Origin of the sequence: Pseudomonas sp. Je.1.5.c, from assembly GCF_051129895.1 — a bacterium.
Lineage (GTDB): Bacteria > Pseudomonadota > Gammaproteobacteria > Pseudomonadales > Pseudomonadaceae > Aquipseudomonas > Aquipseudomonas urmiensis.
Genome location: NZ_JBCPSP010000042.1, coordinates 14,656 through 35,910, shown reverse-complemented (window position 1 = coordinate 35,910; position 21,255 = coordinate 14,656). Strand labels below are relative to the sequence as shown.

Sequence of the window (21,255 nt, the reverse complement as noted above, 5' to 3'; positions counted from 1 at the left end):
CGCAGGAGCTACCTGCGGCGCGTATCGGCGATCAGTGCAGGGCCTCTTCGGCCTTTTGGATCGCGGCGAATTCCTCTTCCGGCGTCCCCGCTACCAAGTGGTGGCGGCTGTAGAAAGCAAAGTAGGCAATTAATACCCCATAGATCACTGCCGCGCCAATCACCACGCGCGGATCGACCAGGAACCCGGCGACCACCGCCAGGCACGCCAAGACCAGGGCCACGCCCGAGGTGAAGATGCCGCCTGGGGTGCGGTACGGACGCTCCATCTTGGGGCGACGAATACGCAGGGTGATGTGTGCGGCCATCATCAGCACGTACGACAGGGTGGCGCCGAACACCGCGACCAGGATCAGCAAGTCACCCTGGCCAGTCAGCGACAGGGCGAAACCGATGATCCCCGGGATGACCAGGGCCAGCACGGGCGCTTTGCTTTTGTTGGTCTCGGACAATTTGCGTGGCAGGTAGCCGGCGCGAGAAAGCGCAAAGATCTGCCGCGAATAGGCGTAGATGATCGAGAAGAAGCTGGCGATCAGGCCAGCAAGGCCGACCAGGTTGACGAAGTTGCCCATCCAGGTTGAGCCGCCGTAAGCCTTCGACAGCGCCTCGACCAGAGGATTGCCCGAGGCCTTGAGCGCTTCGGAACCCGCGCCACCAGGGCCGATCACCAGAATCAGCAGGGCAAAGGCGAGCAGCACCAGCATGGCCCCGATCAGACCGCGCGGCAGGTCGCGTTTGGGGTTCTTGGTTTCTTCGGCAGCCAATGGCACACCTTCGACCGCCAGGAAGAACCAGATCGCATAGGGGATCGCCGCCCACACGCCGATGTAGCCGAATGGCAGGAAGCTGCTGGCGCCTGCCGCGCTGGTTGGGGCGATATCGAACAGGTTGGCTGCATCAAAATGGGGCACCATGCCGATCAGGAACACCACCAGGGCAATCGCCGCCACCGCGGTGATGATGAACATCAGTTTCAACGCCTCGCCAACACCGAAGATGTGGATACCGATGAAGATGATGTAGAAGGCGAGATAAATCATCCAGCCGCCGATGCCGAACAGTGACTGGCAATAGGCGCCGATGAACACCGCGATAGCGGCCGGGGCGATGGCGTATTCGATGAGGATCGCGGTACCGGTCAAGAAGCCACCCCAGGGGCCGAAGGCGCTACGGGCGAAGCCGTAGCCGCCGCCTGCGGTGGGGATCATCGACGACAGTTCGGCCAGCGAGAAGCACATGCACAGGTACATGGTGGCCATCAGCAGGGTGGCGAGGAACATGCCGCCCCAGCCGCCTTGGGCCAGGCCGAAGTTCCACCCGGCGTAGTCGCCGGAGATCACGTAGGCGACCCCCAGGCCGACCAGCAAGACCCAGCCGGCGGCGCCTTTTTTCAGTTCACGTTGCTGGAAATAGTCTGAGCCGACTTTTTCGAAGTCGACGGAAGCACCTGCCGGCGTGCCGGTGGATTGATCGCTTGGCATAGATTCACCTGTTGTTTTTCTTGGTGGCCGGAAGGCTTCCGGCCGATGGTGATAGGTACTGCAGGAAGCGAGCCAGAGCGGTTCGTTCAGGCGATCCGGTCTGGAATGGTAAAAGTCAGTGGCGGCCTCTTCGCGGGCAAGCCCGTTCCCACAGGGACAGCACAGTTTCAAATGCAGTGGTGTACCTGTGGGAGCGAGCTTGCCCGCGAAGGGCGTGACGCGGTTTAGAAGAAGCCCAGCGGGTTGATGTCGTAGCTCACCAGCAGGTTCTTGGTCTGCTGATAATGATCGAGCATCATCTTGTGCGTCTCACGGCCAACCCCCGACTTCTTGTACCCGCCAAACGCCGCGTGCGCCGGGTACAGGTGGTAGCAGTTGGTCCACACCCGGCCTGCCTTGATCCCACGGCCCATGCGGTAGGCGCGGTTGATATCACGGGTCCACACGCCGGCGCCCAGACCGAACTCGGTGTCGTTGGCAATCGCCAGCGCTTCGGCTTCATCCTTGAAGGTAGTGACGCTGACCACCGGGCCGAAGATCTCTTCCTGGAACACGCGCATCTTGTTGTTGCCCTTGAGCAGGGTCGGCTGGATGTAATAGCCGGTCGCCAGGGCGCCTTCGAGTTTTTCCACCTTGCCGCCAGTGAGCAGCTCGGCGCCTTCTTCCTGGGCGATGTCCAGGTACGAGAGGATTTTCTCGAACTGTTGCTGCGAGGCCTGGGCGCCGACCATGGTGTCGGTGTCCAGCGGGTCGCCACGCTTGATCTTCTTGACCTTGTTCAGCACCGCTTCCATGAACTGCGGGTAGATCGACTCCTGCACCAGCGCCCGCGAAGGACAGGTGCACACTTCGCCCTGGTTGAAGAACGCCAGGACCATGCCTTCGGCAGCCTTGTCGATGAAGCTCGGCTCGGCCTGCATGATGTCTTCGAAGTAGATGTTCGGCGACTTGCCGCCCAGCTCGACGGTGGACGGGATGATGTTCTCGGCTGCGCATTTCATGATGTGCGAGCCGACTGGGGTGGAGCCGGTGAAGGCGATCTTGGCGATGCGCTTGCTGGTGGCCAGGGCCTCGCCCGCTTCACGGCCATAACCTTGCACCACGTTGAGCACGCCCGGCGGCAGCAGGTCGCCGATCAGCTCGACCAGCACGGTGATGCCCAGTGGGGTCTGCTCGGCCGGCTTGAGCACCACGCAGTTACCGGCGGCCAGGGCCGGGGCGAGTTTCCAGGCGGCCATCAGGATCGGGAAGTTCCACGGAATGATCTGCCCGACCACGCCCAGCGGTTCGTGGATGTGATAGGCCACGGTGCCTTCGTTGATCTCGGCGGCGCCGCCTTCCTGGGCGCGGATGCAGCCAGCGAAGTAGCGGAAGTGGTCCACGGCCAGTGGGATGTCGGCGTTGAGGGTTTCGCGCACCGGCTTGCCGTTGTCCCAGGTTTCGGTGATGGCCAGCAGTTCGAGGTTCTGCTCGATGCGGTCGGCGATTTTCAGCAGGACGTTGGAGCGGTCCTGCACCGAGGTGCGGCCCCAGGCGTCGGCGGCGGCATGCGCGGCGTCCAGCGCCTTATCGATGTCTTCGGCAGTGGAGCGGGGGAATTCGGCGATCAGCTTGCCGTTCACCGGAGAAGTGTTTTCGAAATATTGCCCTTTGACCGGAGCTACGAACTCGCCACCGATGAAGTTCCCGTAACGGCTCTTGAAGCTGACCTTGGAGCCTTCGGTACCGGGATGTGCGTAACGCATGGTGTCTCTCCTGGCTATTGTGTTTGTTGGGGAGTTGGAAAGCGTAGAGCAAAGCTTGGGCCACTGCCGGGCGCTCCTTGTGAATCAAGGAGTTACTGCGCTCATTCCGGTATTGTTGAGCCCCTGTGTACCCGCTATGGCACGGGCGCAGTGACAGTTTGTACCGCTAATGACACGCTGCGTGACCTGTGGGTCAGTGCGCCATTGCAAAGCCTTGCCGGGTGGAGGATGCTGGCCCTGAGTCTCTATCTGCGGAGCACAACAACAAATGCAGAGCAATGCGTTCAGCCGCCATGCCCATCAAGTCCTGACAGTTGCCCGTGGCGAGGGCAGCGGACCTGCTAGCGACCCTTCGATCGCCCGCTCCTGGCTGCGCTGCCTGGAGGACTATCATCTCGACCCTGACCGTGGCCAGGCGCCGGTGGTGCTCGAACACGGGCGCCTGCTGGAAACCCGCGAACGCCTGCGCCAGGTGTTGCAGATCGCCGGCACCGAAATGAACAGCCTGCACCAGCAGCTATCGGGCGCGGGGCACGCGGTATTGCTGACCGACGCCCGTGGGGTGATCCTCAATTGCGTCACCGCGCCTACCGAGCGGCGTATTTTCGAGCGCGCCGGGCTGTGGTTGGGCGCCGACTGGAGCGAGGCCAGTGAGGGCACCAATGGCATTGGCACCTGCCTGGTCGAGCGTCAGGCGCTGACCATCCATCAAAACGAACATTTTCGTGGCCGCCACACCGGGCTGACCTGCTCGGCGAGCCCGGTGTTCGACCCGCATGGCGAGCTGCTGGCGGTACTCGACGTGTCTTCGGCTCGGCCAGATGTCTCGCGCCAGAGCCAATTCCATACCATGGCGCTGGTCAACCTCTCGGCGAAGATGATCGAGAGCTGTTATTTCCTGCGCCATTTCGAACATCAGTGGCTGCTGCGTTTCCATTTGCAGGCCGAATCGGTCGGGCTATTCAGTGAAGGGTTGCTGGCATTCGATGGCGAAGGGCGGATCAGTGCGGTCAACCAGAGTGCGTTGAATCTGCTCGGCACTATTCGTGGTGGAGTGCTGGGCAAGCCTGTGGATATGTTTTTTGCCTGTAGCCATGATGATTTGCTCGGCCGTGCCACGCCGCAGGGCAGCGCAGTCTGGCCACTGCATACCCGCGACGGCCGCCAGGTGTTCGCCAGTCTGCGTGGCCAGCCCCACACAGCAGCTTGGGCAGTGCCAGCGGCGATGCCGCTGCAAACGGCCGAGGCGCAGGCGCAGATCTGTCTGCTCGATCCGGCCCTGAAAGCTGATTTCAGCCGCGCCGTTCGCGTGTTCGAGCGCGACGTGCCGCTGCTGCTGCGCGGCGAGACTGGATGCGGCAAGGAGGCGTTCGCCCAGGCCGTGCACCAGGCCAGCCAGCGTCGGCACAAACCTTTTGTGGCCATCAACTGCGCTTCGCTGCCAGAGAGCCTGATCGAGAGCGAGTTGTTCGGTTATCGCGGTGGCAGTTTCACCGGTGCGCGCAAGGAAGGCATGCGCGGCAAACTGCTGCAGGCCGATGGCGGTACGTTGTTGCTCGATGAAATCGGCGATATGCCGCTGGCGTTGCAGACGCGACTGCTCAGGGTGCTGGAGGATCGCCAGGTGGTGCCGATTGGTGGTGAGGCGCAGGCGGTGGATGTGCGGATCATCAGCGCTACCCACCGCAACCTCTTGCAGCGGGTGGAGCAGGGCAGCTTCCGCGAAGACTTGTACTACCGGCTCAACGGCCTGGAAGTGGCGTTGCCGGCGGTGCGTGAGCGCAGTGACAAAGCGCCGCTGCTGGACTTTCTGTTGCGCCAGGAAGCTGAAGGGCAGTGCATCGAGATCGAGCCGCAGGCGCGCCAGGCGCTGTTGGCATTCGCCTGGCCGGGTAATGTGCGGCAACTGCGCAATGTGCTGCGCACGCTGGGGGCGCTGTGCGACAACCAGCGCATTACCTATGCCGACTTGCCTGCGCTGGTGCGCTCCAATACGCAGTGCGTGGGCGCGGGCTTGCCCCGCGATAGCGACATGGGGCAGTTCGCTGGTGTCTGCGCCGACGCTATCGCGGGGCAAGCCCGCTCCCACGCTGATCTACCTCCACGCGCTGATCTACCTCTGCATGCCGATCTTCCTTTACGCGCCGATCTTCCTCTAGAGGATGCTGAGCGCAGTGTCTTGCTGGCTGTGCTGGAACTAAACCGCTGGCACCTGACCAACGTCGCCAGCCACCTGGGCATCAGCCGCAATACCTTGTATCGAAAACTTCGCAAACACGGCATCGCCAGGGCTGGCTGAACGAAACAGCGGGTGCGATTTCGCTCGCCCTGGGCTACCCTGCCTCGACGTTTTGCGAGGTCGATCATGCACATTCATATTCTTGGTATTTGCGGCACTTTCATGGGTTCCCTGGCGGTCCTGGCCAAGGAGCTGGGCCATCGGGTCACCGGCTCCGATGCCAACGTCTATCCGCCAATGAGCACCCAGCTCCAGGCCCAGGGCATCGAGCTGACCCAGGGCTACGACCCTGCCCAGCTGGAACCGGCGCCGGATCTGGTGGTGATCGGCAATGCCATGTCGCGCGGCAACCCTGCGGTCGAATATGTCCTGAACAAGGGCCTGCCGTACGTTTCCGGCCCGCAGTGGCTGGCTGACCATGTGCTGCAGGGGCGCTGGGTGCTGGCGGTGGCCGGTACTCATGGCAAGACCACGACCAGCAGCATGCTGGCCTGGGTCCTGGAGCATGCCGGCATGAGTCCGGGGTTCCTGATCGGCGGCGTGCCGCAGAACTTCTCGGTGTCGGCGCGCCTGGGCGACACGCCGTTCTTCGTGGTCGAGGCCGATGAATACGACAGCGCCTTCTTCGACAAGCGTTCGAAGTTCGTGCATTACCACCCGCGTACCGCGATCCTCAATAACCTTGAGTTCGATCATGCGGACATCTTCCCGGATTTGGCTTCTATCGAGCGGCAGTTCCATCACCTGGTGCGGACCATCCCAAGCGAAGGCCTGGTCATCCATCCGACCACCGAGCAAGCCCTGGAGCGGGTCATCGGCATGGGTTGCTGGACGCCGGTGCAAACCACGGGTGAAGGCGGCCAGTGGCAAGCGCGCCTGCTCAGTGCCGATGGCTCGCACTTTGAAGTGCTGTTCGACGGGGTTGCCCAAGGCATCGTGAAGTGGGAGATGACGGGCCAGCATAACGTCGCCAACGCCTTGGCTACCTTGGCCGCTGCCCGCCACGTCGGCGTGGTACCGGCGATGGCGATTGACGGTCTGAGCGCCTTCAAGAGCGTCAAGCGGCGGATGGAAAAGGTCGCCGAAGTACAGGGCGTGACCATCTACGATGACTTCGCCCACCACCCGACCGCCATTGCCACCACCCTCGACGGCCTGCGCAAGCGGGTGGGCGAAGCGCCAGTGATTGCAGTGATCGAGCCGCGCTCCAACTCGATGAAGTTGGGCGCTCACCGCGATGGCTTGCCGGAAAGCGTCAACGACGCCGACCAGGTCATCTGGTACGCCCCGGCCAACCTCGGCTGGGACCTGGCAGCCACTGCCGCCCAGTGCAAGGTGCCGTCCGTGGTTGCCGACAGCCTGGAAGCGATCATCGAGCGGGTCAAAGGCCAGGCACGGCCGGGCACCCACGTGGTGATCATGAGCAACGGCGGCTTCGGCGGCCTGCACGGCAAACTGGCCGAGGCGTTGCAGTGATGAGCGGGCCGGAACGCATCACCCTGGCCATGACCGGCGCCTCCGGGGCGCAGTACGGCCTGCGCCTGCTCGACTGCCTGGTGCGGGAGGACCGAGAGGTGCACTTTCTCATCTCCAAGGCCGCGCAACTGGTGATGGCCACCGAGACCGACGTGCTGCTGCCAGCCAAGCCCCAGGCGATGCAGGCCTTCCTCACCGAATACACCGGCGCCGCCGATGGGCAGATCCGGGTGTATGGCAAGGAAGACTGGATGTCGCCGGTGGCCTCTGGCTCCGGAGCACCAGCGGCGATGGTGGTGGTGCCGTGCTCGACGGGGACGTTGTCGGCGATCGCTACAGGCGCCTGCAACAACCTGATCGAACGCGCTGCCGACGTCACCCTGAAAGAGCGTCGCCAGTTGATTCTGGTGCCGCGTGAGGCGCCGTTCTCCACCATTCACCTGGAGAACATGCTCAAGCTGTCGCAGATGGGCGCGGTGATCCTGCCGGCGGCGCCGGGCTTCTATCACCAGCCGCAGACTATCGATGATCTGGTCGACTTCGTTGTCGCGCGGATTCTCAATCTGCTGAACATCCCGCAGGACATGCTGCCGCGTTGGGGCGAGCATCATTATGGGGTCGATGATTGAGGCGGGCGTTGCTGGGGTTGCTGGTGCTGGCCCAGCTGGGTGGCTGCGCCACGGTGCGTACGCTGGATGCCAGCAAGCCGGGGGCGCCCTTGGTGTATGCCGGGACGCGTCTGGATTGGTATGTCATGAACGGCGGCTGTTGCCCGCTGGATAGGTTTGGCGCCGAGGCGCCGGCTTATCCGCGGTTGGATTTACCGGGGAGCCTGTTGCTCGATACCTTGTTGCTGCCATTGTCGGTGTTGACGGCGCTTGGGGTGAGCTTCAACGCTACTGGTGGTCTGTGAGATTTTTGGGGCCGCAACGCGGCCCTTCGCGGCGGTTCGTCGCCCCGACAAGCCCGCTCCCACAGGGAGGGCGCCGCTCTGAAGATGGGCGCGGTCCCTGTGGGAGCGGGCTTGCCCGCGAAGGCCGCAACGCGGCCCCAGGATCTTAATCACTTCCGACCAAGCCTGCGCAGCTCATCCGATTCCACAACCCGAATGCCGTCTTCCTCCTCCAGCGCCAGCCGCCACAGCGCACGTGCCAAGGTGCACGCCTCGATGCCGCGGTATTTGCCCGGCATGAACTTGGAGAACGGCGCCGCCAAACGCTCGCGCAGGCGCGGTTCGATCCGCTCGCCAAGCAACAGTGACGGCCGCACGATGGTCAGCTGTGGCCAGTCCTGGGCCTTGAGCGCCTCTTCCATCTCGCCCTTTACCCGGTTGTAGAAAATCGACGACTTGGCATCGGCGCCAATCGCGCTGACCACCAGCAGGTGCCGCGCGCCCATCTCCCGGGCACGCTTGCTGAAGGCCACGACCATGTCCAGATCCACCGCGCGGAAGGCCGACTCCGAGCCTGCCTGCTTGAGGGTAGTACCCAGGCAACAGAACGCGATATCGACGCGTCCGCCCAGTTGCGGGAGAAACACCGCCGGGTCACCCACTGGGTTTTCCAGGTGCGGGTGCTCGGCCAGGGGTCGGCGAGTTGGCGCCAGCACCCGGCTGATGGTCGGTTCGTTGAGCAGGCGGTCGAGCAGGTGTTCACCGGTTAGACCAGTGGCTCCGGCAAGCAGGACATGCTGAGGCGTCAAGTACATGATGTCTCTCCCTTGTTACACACAGCTTAGTGGCTGGCAGGGTTTTTTTCCTGCGCCGGGTTGGCTGTCTGAGCTTCATTGCGCAAGGCTTGCTCGGCCTGTTGCCGGCGTAGGCGCTGCCAGTGCGAGAGCACGGCGGGCGGCGCCCACAGCTGCGGTTCCGAGGCTTCGAAGCCTTCCCTTGCTTCCCGTTCGGCAACGCTGGCGCGCGCCAGTTCAAACGCCTGTTTCAAGTCGTCGGTCTGGTTCAGCGCTTCAGCGAACAGGGCATCGCCGAAATAAGTGAAGTCGGCTTCTTCCGAGCAACCGAACGACACCCGGTCGGGGCGCGCGGCGGTCATGATCAAGGTCCGGTCGTCCTTGAGCGGGGCGATATAGCCGCCTGAATAGCAGGCGGAGATGACGATGACTTTGTCGCGATCTTTTAACGGCGCCAATGAACTGGCCAGTTCGTCGGCGGACAGGTCGGCCAGTTGCAGGCGCGGCTGGTCGAGCACCAGTTGATGGTCGTGGCTGCCATGGCTGGTCAGATAGACGAACACCAGGTCTTCCGGACCGCTGCGCTCGGCCAGGGTCTTGGCGGCGCGGGTGAGGTTCTCGCGGGTGGCCATGGGGCGGTCGGTCAGGTGATCGCGGTGGTTGACCAGGGTGATCTGGCCATGGGCGCCAAAGCGTACCTTGAGCATGTTGCTGACGTAGTCGGCCTCGCGCAGGAATACGCTCTGCTGGCCATCGCCAGCGACCACCAGGCTGTAGAGCTGGATCGGCGGCTTGGAGTGCGGGACCTTGGCCAGGGCGTCTGCGAGCAGTTTGCCTTGATTGAGCAGGGCCAGGTCCAGCGGGTCGGGCAACAGCTTGCCTTTTTCGTCACGCACCCGCACACCCTTGACCCAGTAGCCGCTCTCGACCCGGCCGTTGGCCTGGGTCAGCCGGCCATGGCCCTGGTAAGCGTCATCGACGAAACCGCCAAGGTATTGGCTGCCGTCAGCCAGGTGCAGGTGGCCTTGGCCATTGAAGCGCCATTGGCGAAAGCCGCCCTTGTAACGGCTGCCATCGCTGCCAAGCAGTTCGCCTTCGCCATCGAGCGAGCCGTCCTTGAATTCGCCGATCCACACGTCGCCGTCGACGTTCTCGTAGCGGCCGCGGCCTTCCAGGCGGTTGTCCTTGAACTCTCCGATGTACTGCTCGCCCTCGACGCTGTCGTAGGTGCCGCTGCCTTGCAACTGGCCATCGATGAAGCGGCCGCTGAACTGATTGCCACTGGCATCACTGCGCACCCCGGCGCCATTGGGTTTGCCCTTGGCGAACAGGCCCTGATAGCGGCTGCCATCGGCCAACTCCAGTTCACCAGCACCGTGGTACTGGTCGTCCTTGAATTGGCCGCGATAGACCTGATCGTTCTGCTTGAGGGTGCCTTCGCCATCGCGCCGGCCGTGCTTGAAGGTGCCGGCGTAGTGGCTGCCGGGGGTGGTCAGGTCGCCCAGGCCATCGAACAGGCCGCCAGCGAACTGCCCGCGGTAGACCTCGCCGTTGCTGCCGTGCCATTCGCCTTGGCCATGCCATTGGCCATTGTTGAAGGTGCCGGCGTACCAACTGCCGTTGGGGTAGTCGATGCGGCCTTCGCCCTGCAGCAGGCCGTTGACCACTTCACCGCGGTAGCGGCCACCATCGGGCAGGCGCGCGTCCGGCGGCGACAGCGGTTCGCCTTCGCCACAAGCGGCGAGCAACAAGGTCAGGGCAAGGGGCAGCAGAGGACGCATGGCGGATTCCGGGCGATAGATCTACCGAGTATGCCGCAGAATGTGTTGGCACAGACAGCGCTGGCGAGCCAGGGAATGCGTGGGGCTGACGCAGCCTGCGATGGGCTGCACAGCAGCCCCCAAGGCATCCAGTCGCTAAAGCGAGGGCAATACACCCTCGTTTACAGGCTTCGTCAGCGCCTACAGATCAGTGCAAGGAAGGATCAGACGAAGCACAACGATAACGGCTCAGCGATATACGCGGGTTTCTCCTCGCCTTCGATCTCCAGGGTGGCGGTAGCCTTGAGCAGCCACTGCCCCGGCTTCTTCTCGGTGGCATCGGTTAGCTCGACTTTGAGCCGAACCTGGCTATCGACCTTCACCGGCTGGATGAAGCGCACGCTGTCCAGGCCATAGTTGACCACCATCTTCAGCCCTTCAGGCAGGACCAGGATGTCTTCCATCAACTTGGGAATCAACGACAGGGTGAGGAAACCATGGGCGATGGTGGCGCCGAAGGGGGTTTTGCTGGCTTTTTCAGGGTCGACATGGATGAACTGGAAGTCGCCGGTAGCCTCGGCGAACAGGTTGATGCGCTGCTGATCGATTTTCAGCCATTCGGAACGTCCCAGTTCCTTTCCAACGTACTGCGAAAGCTCTGCAACAGGTACATAGGGCATCGTGACTCTCCGGATTGTCATTGCTGTTCGGGTGGTACGAAAGTCCAAGATCAGCACGTCGCGCGGTTGCGGTCAAGTTGCCATGTTTTCGGCGAATATCGGCTTATAGGCATAACCAACGCGTGCTTATAATGGCCGCCATGCCCGAAGGAGATGCTTATGCTGTTGCGTGGTTTGACCTGGCTGGTGTTGTTCCAACTGCTGGGTACGGCAATCAACCATCTGTGTGTGCCCATTCTGCCTGGGCCGATCATTGGTCTGCTGCTGTTGCTGGTGTTCCTGATGATTCGCGGCGAGGTCGGCAAGCCGCTGAACGAGGCCGCTTCCAGTCTGCTGCGCTACTTGCCGCTGTTGCTGGTACCGCCGGCGGTAGGGGTGATGGTGTATGCCAATGACATTGCCGCAGACTTTTGGGCCATCGTCGGTGCGCTGGTGCTGTCGTGCCTGGCCACCCTGGTGTTCGTCGGCGTATTAATGCAAAAGCTCATCCATCGCCAAGGCAAACGCGAGGAGCAACCATGACCCTCGACTGGCACGGCGCGCTCAACGCGGTCATTCATCACCCGCTGTTTGGCATCGGCATCACCTTGGGGGCCTACCAGATCGTGCTGGCAGGTTATGAGAAAACCCGCTGGATCTTCCTGCAGCCGGTGCTGGTGTCGATGCTGCTGGTGATCGGCGTGCTGGTCACCTGTGGTATCGACTATGCCGAGTACCGCAAAAGCACCGAGATCATGAATATCCTCCTCGGCCCGGCCACGGTGGCCTTGGCGGTACCCCTCTACCTGAACCTGCGGCGCATTCGCCAGCTGTTCTGGCCGACATTTACTACGCTGGTAATCGGAGGCCTGTTTGCCACCCTGGCGTGCCTGTTGCTGGGTTGGTGGTTCGGTGCCGAGCACATGATCCTGATGACCATGGCGCCAAAGTCGGTGACCTCGCCGATTGCCATGCTGGTGGCCGAACAAATCGGTGGCGTGGCCGCGCTGGCGGCGGTGTTCGTGTTGATTACCGGAGTGATCGGGGCGATTTTCGGTCCGGCGCTGCTGACCCGCTTTGGCGTACTCAGCCCAGAGGCGCGGGGCATGTCGCTGGGCGTGACCGCGCACGCGGTGGGCACTTCGGTGGCCTTGCAGGAAAGTGACGAATGCGGCGCCTTCGCCGCGTTGGCGATGAGCCTGATGGGTGTGGCCACGGCGGTGTTCCTGCCGTTGGCGGTTAGCCTGGTGGCCTGAGGATTTGTGATGACGCTACCGCTGTTTCCGCTCAATACCGTGCTGTTTCCCGGTTGCATGCTCGACTTGCAGATCTTCGAGGCGCGCTACCTGGACATGATCGGCCGCTGCATGAAACAAGGCAGCGGTTTTGGCGTGGTATGCATCCTGGAGGGCGAGCAGGTTGGCAAGGCGCCGCCGGTGGTGGCTTCGATTGGCTGTGAGGCGCTGATTCGCGACTTCACCCAGCAGGACAACGGCTTGCTGGGGATCCGCGTCGAGGGCGTGCGGCGCTTCGAGGTGATCCAGACCGAGGTGCAGAAGGACCAATTGCTGCTGGGCGAGGTGCACTGGCGGGCGGACGGCGCGGACAGCGAATTGACCGAGCATGAGGATGATTTGCTCGCGCTGCTGCTGGCCCTGGGTGAGCACCCGATGGTCGAGGCACTGGATATGCCTCGGCCGGTCGACGGCCAGCTGTCGTTGGCCAATCAGCTGGCTTACCTGCTGCCGTTCATGGAAGAGGACAAGTTGGATTTGCTGACGATCGATTCGCCGCAGGAGCGTTTGGCGGCAATTCAGAACCTGCTCGAGCGGATTCAGGGCGAGTTGTTTGCCTGATAGGTCGGTTACCTGTGCGGCTCCATTCACATCCTTGGCGTGGGAGCGGGCTTGCCCCGCGATGAGGCCGGCCCTGACTCACTCAATACTGATAACGCAGCAAAGCCTGCGGCAACGCATGCAAGGCAAAGAACGCCAACAACGCCACGCACGCCGGCAACACCAGCCACCAAACCCGCTGGCCCAAGGCGTTCAGCGGCTGGCGATACTGCACCAGGGTCAGGCTCACAGCGCACACACAGCACGCCAGCAGCGCACCGGCGAGAATGTCGGTCGGCCAATGCGCGCCCAGGTACACCCGCGACAGCGCAATCGACAGCGCCGGCAGGCAGCCAAGCAGCACCCAGGTCAGCCGCATCCGCGGCGGTTGGCCACGTCCGGCTAAAATGGCCATCACCAAGAAGAACGCAAACGACGCCGAACTATGTCCGCTGGGCATGCTGTAGCTGGTCAGCGGGTCGGTCAGCACTTCAGGTCGTGCCCGCGCAAACAACCACTTCAACGTGCCATTAGCCAGCGCAGTACCCATCAATGCACCACCGGCAAACAGCGCATGACGCCATTGCCGTGCCAACAGCAGTAAACCGGTCAGCAGCGCGCCAAGGAACAGCTGGGTCTGGAAGTCGCCCAGACGGGTAACCAGCACCACCACGCCATCCACGGCCTGGCTGCGATGCTCCTGCACCAGGGTCATTACGCCCTGGTCGAACTCGTGCAGATAAGGCCAGCCGATGAACAGCCCGGCCAGCGCCAGGAAGCTCAGGGCGGCGATCAAGCGGGTGCCATGGCGCTGGTCGCGGATGCTGCTATTGAGGCTCAGGCCGATCAGTACCGCCAGTGTCCCGGCGATCAGCCCGGCATCGAGCCAGAAGCCTTCCGGCAATGGCAGGCGCATGGCCGCGCCAGTGGCCCAGCCGGGCAGCAGGTAGGCCACCGACCAACCGGCGCCGGCCACCATGCTGACGGCGATGAAGCGCGGCAGGGGCATGTCGAACATGCCTGCGACCATCGGCAGCATCGGCCGCAGTGGACCAATGAAGCGCCCGACCAGCAAGCTGGCGATTCCGTAGCGTTGGAAGTAGGTTTCGGCGCTGCCGATCCATTCCGGGTGATGGCGGATCAATGGCAGGCGGCGGATGTTCTGGTGGAAGTACTTGCCGATGCTGTAGGACAGCGCATCGCCGAGCAGCCCGCCGGCAAAGCCCAGCAGCAGGGTTTCACCGAGGGTGAAGGCGCCACTACCGGCTAGCACCGCGACCGCAAACAGCAGCACGGTGCCCGGTACGATGATGCCGGCGATGGCCAGGCATTCGATGCACGCCACCAGAAAGATTGCCAGGCCAAGCCACTGCGGGTTGGCGCTGAGCCAGCCGGTCAGGCTGTCGAGCCATTGGCCCATGAGTCAGCTTCCTTGTTCCAGAATGAAGTAGTCCCGGCCTTCGACTTGGCCCCGACGCAGCGGGTTCCGTGTGCAAAAGCGGGCAAATTGAGCATCGACGAAACGGTACGGCAGGTGTTCGTCGCGCCCGTGCGGGATGCCCAGGCGCGCGCATTGGATGATCTGCGGCACACTGATGGCGCAGTCTTCGACATAGAGACGATCTGGGTCGAAGCGCTTGGCGTCCCAGTGCGGCACTTTCAGGCCCAGCGCGCGGCAGAGCAAGGTCTGCCCGGCGCACAGGCGTTCGTCTGGGCGGATGTTGCCGTTGGCGTCAGGGTTGTTCAGCTGCATCTGTGCCAGGCTGTTGGCATCGGAGATGGCGTCCAGCCACGGGTAGGCGGACTTGATCAACACGGCGTTGCCGGGGCCATGGGCGCTGAAATTGAGCGAATCCCCGCCACGGGCGTAATACATGTAGATGTGCCCGCCATCGAGAAACAGCGCCTTGCGTTTTTCGGTGAAGCCGAGCGAGGCGTGGCTGCCTTTGTCGCTCAGATAGTAGGCCTCGGTCTCGATGATCCGCGCGGCCAGCCAGAGATTGCCGTGGCGATGGCGAATGACCTTGCCCAGCAAAGCCTTGGCCAAGGTCTGGGCATCACGGTCGAAAAAGCTGTCGGGCAGGGCAAGTGCCGGGCAGGGGGCTGGGTCGGGCATGCTGATCGTTCGTGGTTGAGTGGCGCGGATCATAGCAATTAATCGCTTAATCGAGGCTGAACTGAGCGACTGCGTGGTATCAGTGATCACCTCATCGCGGGGCAAGCCCGCGCCCACGCAGACTTTGAGAAATCCCCGTGGGAGCGGGCTTGTCCCGCGATAGCGTCGGTTCGGACAAGGAAATTTCTGATAAGGCCCGTTACATCTTTCCTACCCATTACCCTCGCCATCTTCTACCATCCGCCACCCGCCGCTGGGCGTATAGGGGCGTGCCAGTTATAATCAGCCGATTTCCCCTTTCGCCAAGACACCGAGCCCATGACTGAGTCCGTTCTTGACTACATGACCCGCCTGGGTCGCGCCGCCCGCGAGGCCTCTCGCGTGATCGCCAGCGCCAGCACCGCGCAGAAGAACCGCGCCCTGCAGGCCGCCGCCGACGCGCTGGACGCTGCCCGCAGCGAGCTGACCGCAGCCAATGAACAGGACCTGGCCGCTGGCCGTGCCAATGGCCTTGAGCCAGCTCTGCTCGACCGTCTGGCCCTGACCCCGGCGCGCATCGACGGCATGATCACTGGCCTGCGCCAGGTTGCCAGCCTGCCGGACCCAGTCGGCGCCATCCGTGACATGAGCTACCGCCCGTCGGGGATCCAGGTGGGCAAGATGCGCGTACCGCTCGGGGTGATCGGCATCATCTATGAGTCGCGCCCGAACGTGACCATTGACGCTGCCAGCCTGTGCCTCAAATCGGGCAACGCCACCATCCTGCGTGGCGGCTCCGAGGCGATTCATTCCAATCGCGCCATCGCCACCTGCATCCAGCGTGGCCTGGCTGCCGCCGGCCTGCCGGCGGCGGTAGTGCAAGTGGTCGAGACCACCGATCGCGAAGCCGTCGGCGCGCTGATCAGCATGCCGGAGTTCGTCGATGTCATCGTCCCGCGCGGCGGCCGTGGTCTGATCGAGCGCATCAGCCGTGATGCGCGCGTGCCGGTGATCAAGCACCTCGATGGCATCTGCCACGTCTATATCGATCAGCACGCTGATCTGGACAAGGGCTGGCGCGTGGCCTTCAACGCCAAGACCTACCGCTACGGCATCTGTGGCGCGATGGAGACGTTGCTGGTCGATCAAAGCGTGGCCAGCGACTTCCTGCCGGAAATGGCCCGCCGCTTCCAGGACAAGGGCGTCGAGCTGCGCGGCTGCGAGCGTACCCAGGCGATCATCGAGGCCAAGCCTGCCAGTGAAGACGACTGGCACACCGAATACCTCGACGCGATCCTGTCGATTCGTGTGGTCGACGGCCTGGACCAGGCTATCGAGCACATCAACCATTACGGCTCGCACCACACCGATTCGATCATCACCGAACACCAGGGCCAGGCCCGGCGCTTCATGGCCGAGGTGGACTCGGCGTCGGTGATGCTCAATACCCCGACCTGCTTTGCCGACGGCTTCGAATATGGCCTGGGCGCAGAAATCGGGATTTCCACCGACAAGCTGCACGCCCGCGGCCCGGTCGGCCTGGAAGGCCTGACCTGCGAGAAGTATGTAGTGATCGGCGATGGTCAACTGCGCGGCCAGGAGTCCTGCTGAGTTGAGCACCGCCCAGCCAGTGCGGCGCGTCGGCATTCTCGGCGGTACCTTCGACCCGGTGCATATCGGCCACCTGCGCAGCGCGCTGGAAGTGGCCGAATTCATGGGCCTGGACGAGCTGCGCCTGCTGCCCAACGCTCGACCGCCACACCGCGACACGCCACAGGTGTCGGCGCAGGATCGCCTGGCCATGGTGCAAAGCGCGGTTAGCGGGGTCGAATGCCTGAGCGTTGATGCCCGGGAGCTGGCACGCGACAAGCCGTCGTACACCATCGACACCCTGGAATCGATCCGGGCCGAGCTGGCGGACGACGACCAACTGTTCCTGGTGCTGGGTTGGGATGCATTTTGCGGCCTGCCTGGCTGGCATCGCTGGGAAGAGTTGCTGCAACACTGTCACATCCTGGTGCTGCAACGCCCGGATGCCGATGTCGAACCCCCTGACGAGCTGCGCAACCTTCTGGCGGCGCGCTCGGAGAGCGATCCCGCCGCCATGTCTGGCCCGGCGGGGCATATTTCGTTCGTCTGGCAGACGCCGCTCGCGGTGTCTGCCACGCAAATCCGACAGCTGCTGGCCAGCGGCAAGTCGGTGCGGTTCCTGGTGCCGGACGCAGTACTGGCCTATATCGAGGCGCACGATCTGTATCGTGCGTCCAACTGACGGCGCCATTGGGCGCCTCATTCAATGAGTTGAACGAGTTTTATATGACCAAGCAAAACATCATCAAGGCCGAAGAACTGGTCGAGCTGGCCAAGGCCGCACTGGAAGACGTCAAGGCCCAGGACATCCAGGTCATCGACGTACGCGAGAAGCACAGCCTGACCGACTACATGATCATCGCCACCGGTACCTCCAACCGCCAGATCAACGCGATGCTGGAAAAGGTTCGTGAACTGGTCAAGGCCAAGGGTGTGCAGCCGCTGGGCGAAGAAGGCAAGGGCGAGAGCGACTGGGTCCTGCTCGACCTCAACGACGTTATCGTGCACATGATGACCGCCGCAGCGCGTCAGTTCTACGACCTGGAGCGCCTGTGGATGGGTGCCGAGCAGAGCCGTGCCGCCGATGGCAAGCACCACAGCTCGGAAACCGGTGCCAACGAGTTCTTCGACAAGCTCACCAAGTAATAAGGAAGTGCCGTGCGTCTGCGATTGATCGCGGTCGGCTCGCGTATGCCCAAGTGGGTCGAGGAAGGCTGGCATGAATATGCCAAGCGCCTCCCTTCGGAGCTGTCGCTGGAGCTGGTGGAAATACCGCTGAACACCCGGGGCAAGAATGCCGACGTCGCTCGCCTGATTCGTCAGGAGGGCGAGGCCATGCTCGCCAAGGTGCAGCCGGGCGAGCGTATCGTCACCCTCGAGGTGCACGGCAAGCCTTGGAGCACCGAGCAGTTGGCGGTCGAGCTGGATCGCTGGCGCCTGGATTCGCGCACGGTGAATTTGATGGTGGGTGGGCCGGAGGGCCTGGCGCCGGAGGTGTGTGCGCGCAGCGAACAGCGCTGGTCGCTGTCGCCGCTGACCCTGCCGCATCCGTTGGTAAGGATACTGATCGGCGAACAGATCTACCGCGCCTGGACCGTGTTGTCCGGGCATCCCTACCACAAATGAGCCTGTAAGCCCGCCCGATGTCGCAGCCGATTCGCCTCAAAGACCACGAGAAAGACGCCCGCCTGGTGCGCAACCGCGTCGTGGTCGGCGCTGTGGCGATCATGTTGCTGGTGTGCGTGCTGATCGCGCGGCTGTATTACCTGCAGATCATCCAGTACGACTATCACTCCACCTTGTCGGAGAACAATCGGGTGCATGTGCAGCCGATTCCGCCGACCCGTGGGCTGATTTTCGACCGAAATGGGGTGATCATCGCCGATAACCGGCCCAGCTTCAGCCTGACCATGACCCGCGAGCGGGCCGGTAACTCTGGCAAATGGCAGGAAGTGCTGGATGTGATCGTCGAGGTGCTGGAGCTGACCCCGGATGACCGTGCGCTGTTCGAGAAGCGCATGAAGCAGGGGCGCCGACCGTTCGAGCCGGTGCCGATCCTGTTCGAGCTCAGCGAAGAACAGATCGCCCGGGTGGCGGTGAACCAGTTCCGTCTGCCGGGGGTGGAAGTGGCGGCGCAGCTGGTGCGCCATTACCCACAAGGTGCGCATTTCGCCCATTCGGTCGGCTATGTCGGGCGGATCAACGAGAAAGAGCTGAAAACCCTCGATCCGGTCAACTACAGCGGCACCCACCATATCGGCAAGACCGGCATCGAGCGCTTCTATGAAGACGCCTTGCACGGCCAGGTCGGTTACGAGGAAGTCGAGACCAACGCGCGCGGTCGTGTTCTGCGGGTGCTCAAGCGTACCGACCCGATTCCTGGCAAGGACATCGTCCTGAGCCTGGACATCAAATTGCAGGAAGCGGCCGAGCTTGCCCTGGGCGGGCGGCGTGGCGCGGTGGTGGCGTTGGATCCGCGCTCGGGTGAAGTCCTGGCGATGGTCAGCCAGCCGAGTTTCGACCCCAACCTGTTCGTCACCGGTATCGGCTTCAAGGCCTATGCCGAGCTGCGCGACTCGATCGACCGGCCGCTGTTCAACCGCGTCTTGCGCGGCCTGTATCCGCCAGGCTCGACCATCAAGCCGGCGGTGGCGATTGCCGGGCTGGACAGTGGCGTGGTCACCGCCAGCAGCCGGGTATTCGACCCGGGCTACTACCAGTTGCCCAACTATGACCACAAATACCGTAACTGGAACCGCAGTGGTGATGGCTGGGTCGATCTGGACCTGGCGATCATGCGTTCCAACGACACCTACTTCTACGACTTGGCGCACAAGATGGGCATTGATCGCCTGTCCACTTACATGAACAAGTTCGGCCTCGGCCAGAAAGTCTCGCTGGACATGTTCGAGGAGTCTTCCGGCTTGATGCCGACCCGTGAGTGGAAGCGCGCCACCCGCCGTCAGGCCTGGTTCCCGGGCGAGACGCTGATCCTGGGTATCGGCCAGGGCTACATGCAGACCACGCCCTTGCAGATGGCCCAGGCTACGGCGCTGATCGCCAGCAAAGGCAAGTGGTTCCGGCCGCATCTGGCCAAGACCATCGAAGGCCAGCCGCCGGTGGACGAAAACCCGATCGATGACATCATCCTGCGCGACAAGGCCGACTGGACCCGAGTCACCCATGGCATGGAGCAGGTCATGCACAACGCCCGCGGTACTGCCCGCGCCGCCGCCGCTGGCGCCCAGTACCGGATTGCCGGCAAGAGCGGTACCGCCCAGGTGGTGGCGATCAAGCAGGGCGAGAAGTACGACCGTAACAAAGTCCAGGAGCGCCATCGTGACCACGCTTTGTTCGTCGGCTTTGCGCCGGCAGAAGACCCCAAGATCGTGGTCTCGGTGATGATCGAGAACGGCGAAGCCGGTGGCCGTGTGGCCGCCCCCGTGATGCGTCAGGTGATGGATGCCTGGTTGCTCGATGAGAGCGGCCGGCTGAAAACCGAGTTCGCGCCGCCCACCGTCGCCCAGGAAGCGCCGCAATGATGAACAACTTTGATCGCATGCTCTCCAGCGAAGACGTGATGCGTCGGCGCGCCAGCTTCCTGCAGCGCATCCATGTCGACGGCCCGCTGCTGATCATCCTGCTGACCCTCGCCGCTGGCAGCCTGTTCGTGCTCTATTCGGCCAGCGGCAAGAACTGGGACTTGCTGATGAAGCAGGCCACCTCGTTCGGCATCGGCCTGGTGTCGATGTTCATCATCGCCCAGCTCGAACCACGTTTCATGGCCCGCTGGGTGCCGTTGGCGTACCTGACCGGGGTGTGCCTGCTGGTGGTGGTCGACGTCATGGGCCACAACGCCATGGGCGCGACCCGCTGGATCAACATCCCGGGGGTGATCCGCTTCCAGCCTTCGGAATTCATGAAGATCATCATGCCGGCAACCTTGGCCTGGTATCTGTCCAAGCGCACCTTGCCGCCGGATCTCAAGCACGTGGCGATCAGCCTGGTGCTGATCGGCGTGCCGTTCATTCTAATTGTCCGCCAGCCTGACCTGGGTACCGCGCTGCTGATCCTCGCCTCGGGCGCGTTCGTGCTGTTCATGGGGGGCCTGCGCTGGCGCTGGATTATCAGCGTGCTGGCCGCCGCGGTGCCGGTGGCCGTGGCGATGTGGTTCTTCGTCATGCACGACTACCAGAAGCAACGGGTATTGACCTTCCTCGACCCGGAAAGCGACCCGTTGGGCACCGGCTGGAACATCATTCAGTCCAAGGCCGCGATCGGCTCGGGCGGGGTGTTTGGCAAGGGTTGGTTGCTCGGTACCCAGTCGCACCTGGATTTTCTTCCTGAAAGCCACACCGACTTCATCATCGCCGTGCTCGGCGAGGAGTTCGGTCTGGTCGGGATCTGCCTGCTGTTGATCGTCTACCTGCTGCTGATCGGCCGCGGCCTGGTGATCACGGCCCAGGCGCAGACCCTGTTCGGCAAGCTGCTGGCGGGCAGCCTGACGATGACCTTCTTTGTATACGTGTTCGTCAATATCGGTATGGTTAGCGGTTTGTTGCCCGTAGTGGGGGTGCCGCTGCCCTTCATTAGTTATGGCGGAACTTCGTTGGTGACGCTGCTGTCAGCGTTTGGCGTTCTGATGTCGATCCACACACACCGCAAATGGATCGCGCAGGTTTGAATAAGG

At 63.0% G+C, this 21,255-nt stretch carries 20 protein-coding genes; 13 read left to right on the top strand and 7 right to left on the bottom strand.

Features of this window, described 5'->3' with window-relative positions; all coding sequences use genetic code 11:
* Nucleotides 1–31: 31 nt before the first annotated feature.
* Both eat and exaC read right to left on the bottom strand, forming a co-directional pair.
* Nucleotides 32–1,480 carry an ethanolamine permease gene (gene eat / locus AAZU54_RS22890; protein ID WP_312151763.1) on the bottom strand — a complete coding sequence of 483 codons (1,449 nt, stop codon included), beginning with the start codon at nt 1,478–1,480 and terminating at the stop codon, nt 32–34.
* A gap of 224 nt (nt 1,481–1,704) precedes the next feature.
* Nucleotides 1,705–3,225: an acetaldehyde dehydrogenase ExaC gene (gene exaC / locus AAZU54_RS22885; RefSeq protein WP_186556648.1), complete on the bottom strand. Its 1,521-nt coding sequence runs from the start codon at nt 3,223–3,225 to the stop codon at nt 1,705–1,707.
* Nucleotides 3,226–3,493: 268 nt separating this feature from the next.
* Between exaC and AAZU54_RS22880 the strand changes: the two genes are divergently transcribed.
* The 4 genes from AAZU54_RS22880 to AAZU54_RS22865 all read left to right on the top strand — a co-directional run bounded on the left by AAZU54_RS22880 (nt 3,494) and on the right by AAZU54_RS22865 (nt 7,853).
* Nucleotides 3,494–5,524 carry a sigma-54-dependent Fis family transcriptional regulator gene (locus tag AAZU54_RS22880; RefSeq protein ID WP_434727714.1) on the top strand — a complete coding sequence of 677 codons (2,031 nt, stop codon included), beginning with the start codon at nt 3,494–3,496 and terminating at the stop codon, nt 5,522–5,524.
* Nucleotides 5,525–5,590: 66 nt separating this feature from the next.
* Nucleotides 5,591–6,940 carry a UDP-N-acetylmuramate:L-alanyl-gamma-D-glutamyl-meso-diaminopimelate ligase gene (gene mpl, locus AAZU54_RS22875; RefSeq protein WP_264236624.1) on the top strand — a complete coding sequence of 450 codons (1,350 nt, stop codon included), beginning with the start codon at nt 5,591–5,593 and terminating at the stop codon, nt 6,938–6,940.
* Complete coding sequence (gene ubiX / locus AAZU54_RS22870; protein WP_186556651.1) at nt 6,940–7,569, top strand: flavin prenyltransferase UbiX; 630 nt, start codon at nt 6,940–6,942, stop codon at nt 7,567–7,569. Before mpl ends, ubiX begins: the two co-directional genes overlap by 1 nt.
* Nucleotides 7,566–7,853, top strand: a complete 288-nt coding sequence (locus AAZU54_RS22865) for a YceK/YidQ family lipoprotein (RefSeq protein ID WP_186556652.1) — start codon at nt 7,566–7,568, stop codon at nt 7,851–7,853. Before ubiX ends, AAZU54_RS22865 begins: the two co-directional genes overlap by 4 nt.
* Nucleotides 7,854–8,002: 149 nt before the next feature.
* Here AAZU54_RS22865 and AAZU54_RS22860 read toward each other — a convergent pair whose 3' ends face one another.
* The 3 genes from AAZU54_RS22860 to AAZU54_RS22850 form a co-directional block, all read right to left on the bottom strand.
* The gene (locus AAZU54_RS22860; RefSeq protein ID WP_434727713.1) at nt 8,003–8,647 is read right to left on the bottom strand and encodes an oxidoreductase; all 645 of its coding nucleotides are present in this window, start codon (nt 8,645–8,647) and stop codon (nt 8,003–8,005) included.
* Nucleotides 8,648–8,673: 26 nt separating this feature from the next.
* The gene (locus AAZU54_RS22855; protein WP_264236627.1) at nt 8,674–10,407 is read right to left on the bottom strand and encodes a C13 family peptidase; all 1,734 of its coding nucleotides are present in this window, start codon (nt 10,405–10,407) and stop codon (nt 8,674–8,676) included.
* A gap of 203 nt (nt 10,408–10,610) precedes the next feature.
* Nucleotides 10,611–11,066 carry a MaoC family dehydratase gene (locus AAZU54_RS22850; RefSeq protein WP_186556655.1) on the bottom strand — a complete coding sequence of 152 codons (456 nt, stop codon included), beginning with the start codon at nt 11,064–11,066 and terminating at the stop codon, nt 10,611–10,613.
* A gap of 159 nt (nt 11,067–11,225) precedes the next feature.
* Between AAZU54_RS22850 and AAZU54_RS22845 the strand changes: the two genes are divergently transcribed.
* Genes AAZU54_RS22845 through AAZU54_RS22835 form a run of 3 tightly spaced genes read left to right on the top strand, consistent with a single transcriptional unit; the run spans nt 11,226 to nt 12,901 of the window.
* The gene (locus AAZU54_RS22845; protein ID WP_186556656.1) at nt 11,226–11,588 is read left to right on the top strand and encodes a CidA/LrgA family protein; all 363 of its coding nucleotides are present in this window, start codon (nt 11,226–11,228) and stop codon (nt 11,586–11,588) included.
* Nucleotides 11,585–12,301, top strand: a complete 717-nt coding sequence (locus tag AAZU54_RS22840) for an LrgB family protein (protein ID WP_186556657.1) — start codon at nt 11,585–11,587, stop codon at nt 12,299–12,301. Before AAZU54_RS22845 ends, AAZU54_RS22840 begins: the two co-directional genes overlap by 4 nt.
* A gap of 9 nt (nt 12,302–12,310) precedes the next feature.
* Entirely contained in the window at nt 12,311–12,901 is a 591-nt protein-coding gene (locus AAZU54_RS22835; protein ID WP_312151303.1) for an LON peptidase substrate-binding domain-containing protein, read from the top strand.
* 82 nt (nt 12,902–12,983) lie between these two features.
* Here AAZU54_RS22835 and AAZU54_RS22830 read toward each other — a convergent pair whose 3' ends face one another.
* Both AAZU54_RS22830 and AAZU54_RS22825 read right to left on the bottom strand, forming a co-directional pair.
* The gene (locus AAZU54_RS22830; RefSeq protein ID WP_312151305.1) at nt 12,984–14,300 is read right to left on the bottom strand and encodes a bifunctional DedA family/phosphatase PAP2 family protein; all 1,317 of its coding nucleotides are present in this window, start codon (nt 14,298–14,300) and stop codon (nt 12,984–12,986) included.
* Nucleotides 14,301–14,303: 3 nt separating this feature from the next.
* Nucleotides 14,304–14,996, bottom strand: coding sequence for a DNA-3-methyladenine glycosylase (locus AAZU54_RS22825; RefSeq protein WP_434727712.1), 693 nt, complete (start codon nt 14,994–14,996; stop codon nt 14,304–14,306).
* 318 nt (nt 14,997–15,314) lie between these two features.
* Here AAZU54_RS22825 and AAZU54_RS22820 point away from each other — a divergent pair, with 318 nt between their 5' ends.
* Genes AAZU54_RS22820 through rodA form a run of 6 tightly spaced genes read left to right on the top strand, consistent with a single transcriptional unit; the run spans nt 15,315 to nt 21,249 of the window.
* Nucleotides 15,315–16,586, top strand: a complete 1,272-nt coding sequence (locus tag AAZU54_RS22820) for a glutamate-5-semialdehyde dehydrogenase (RefSeq protein ID WP_434727711.1) — start codon at nt 15,315–15,317, stop codon at nt 16,584–16,586.
* A complete protein-coding gene (gene nadD, locus AAZU54_RS22815) occupies nt 16,555–17,247 on the top strand; it encodes a nicotinate-nucleotide adenylyltransferase (protein WP_186556662.1) in 693 nt (230 codons plus the stop codon). Before AAZU54_RS22820 ends, nadD begins: the two co-directional genes overlap by 32 nt.
* Nucleotides 17,248–17,291: 44 nt before the next feature.
* Nucleotides 17,292–17,711 carry a ribosome silencing factor gene (rsfS, locus tag AAZU54_RS22810; protein WP_186556663.1) on the top strand — a complete coding sequence of 140 codons (420 nt, stop codon included), beginning with the start codon at nt 17,292–17,294 and terminating at the stop codon, nt 17,709–17,711.
* A 12-nt stretch (nt 17,712–17,723) separates the two neighbouring features.
* On the top strand, nt 17,724–18,191 hold the full coding sequence (gene rlmH / locus AAZU54_RS22805; protein ID WP_009397919.1) for a 23S rRNA (pseudouridine(1915)-N(3))-methyltransferase RlmH: 468 nt from the start codon (nt 17,724–17,726) through the stop codon (nt 18,189–18,191).
* A gap of 17 nt (nt 18,192–18,208) precedes the next feature.
* A complete protein-coding gene (gene mrdA, locus AAZU54_RS22800; protein WP_186556664.1) occupies nt 18,209–20,107 on the top strand; it encodes a penicillin-binding protein 2 in 1,899 nt (632 codons plus the stop codon).
* A gap of 38 nt (nt 20,108–20,145) precedes the next feature.
* Nucleotides 20,146–21,249, top strand: coding sequence for a rod shape-determining protein RodA (rodA, locus tag AAZU54_RS22795; protein ID WP_186556704.1), 1,104 nt, complete (start codon nt 20,146–20,148; stop codon nt 21,247–21,249).
* Nucleotides 21,250–21,255 lie beyond the last annotated feature (6 nt).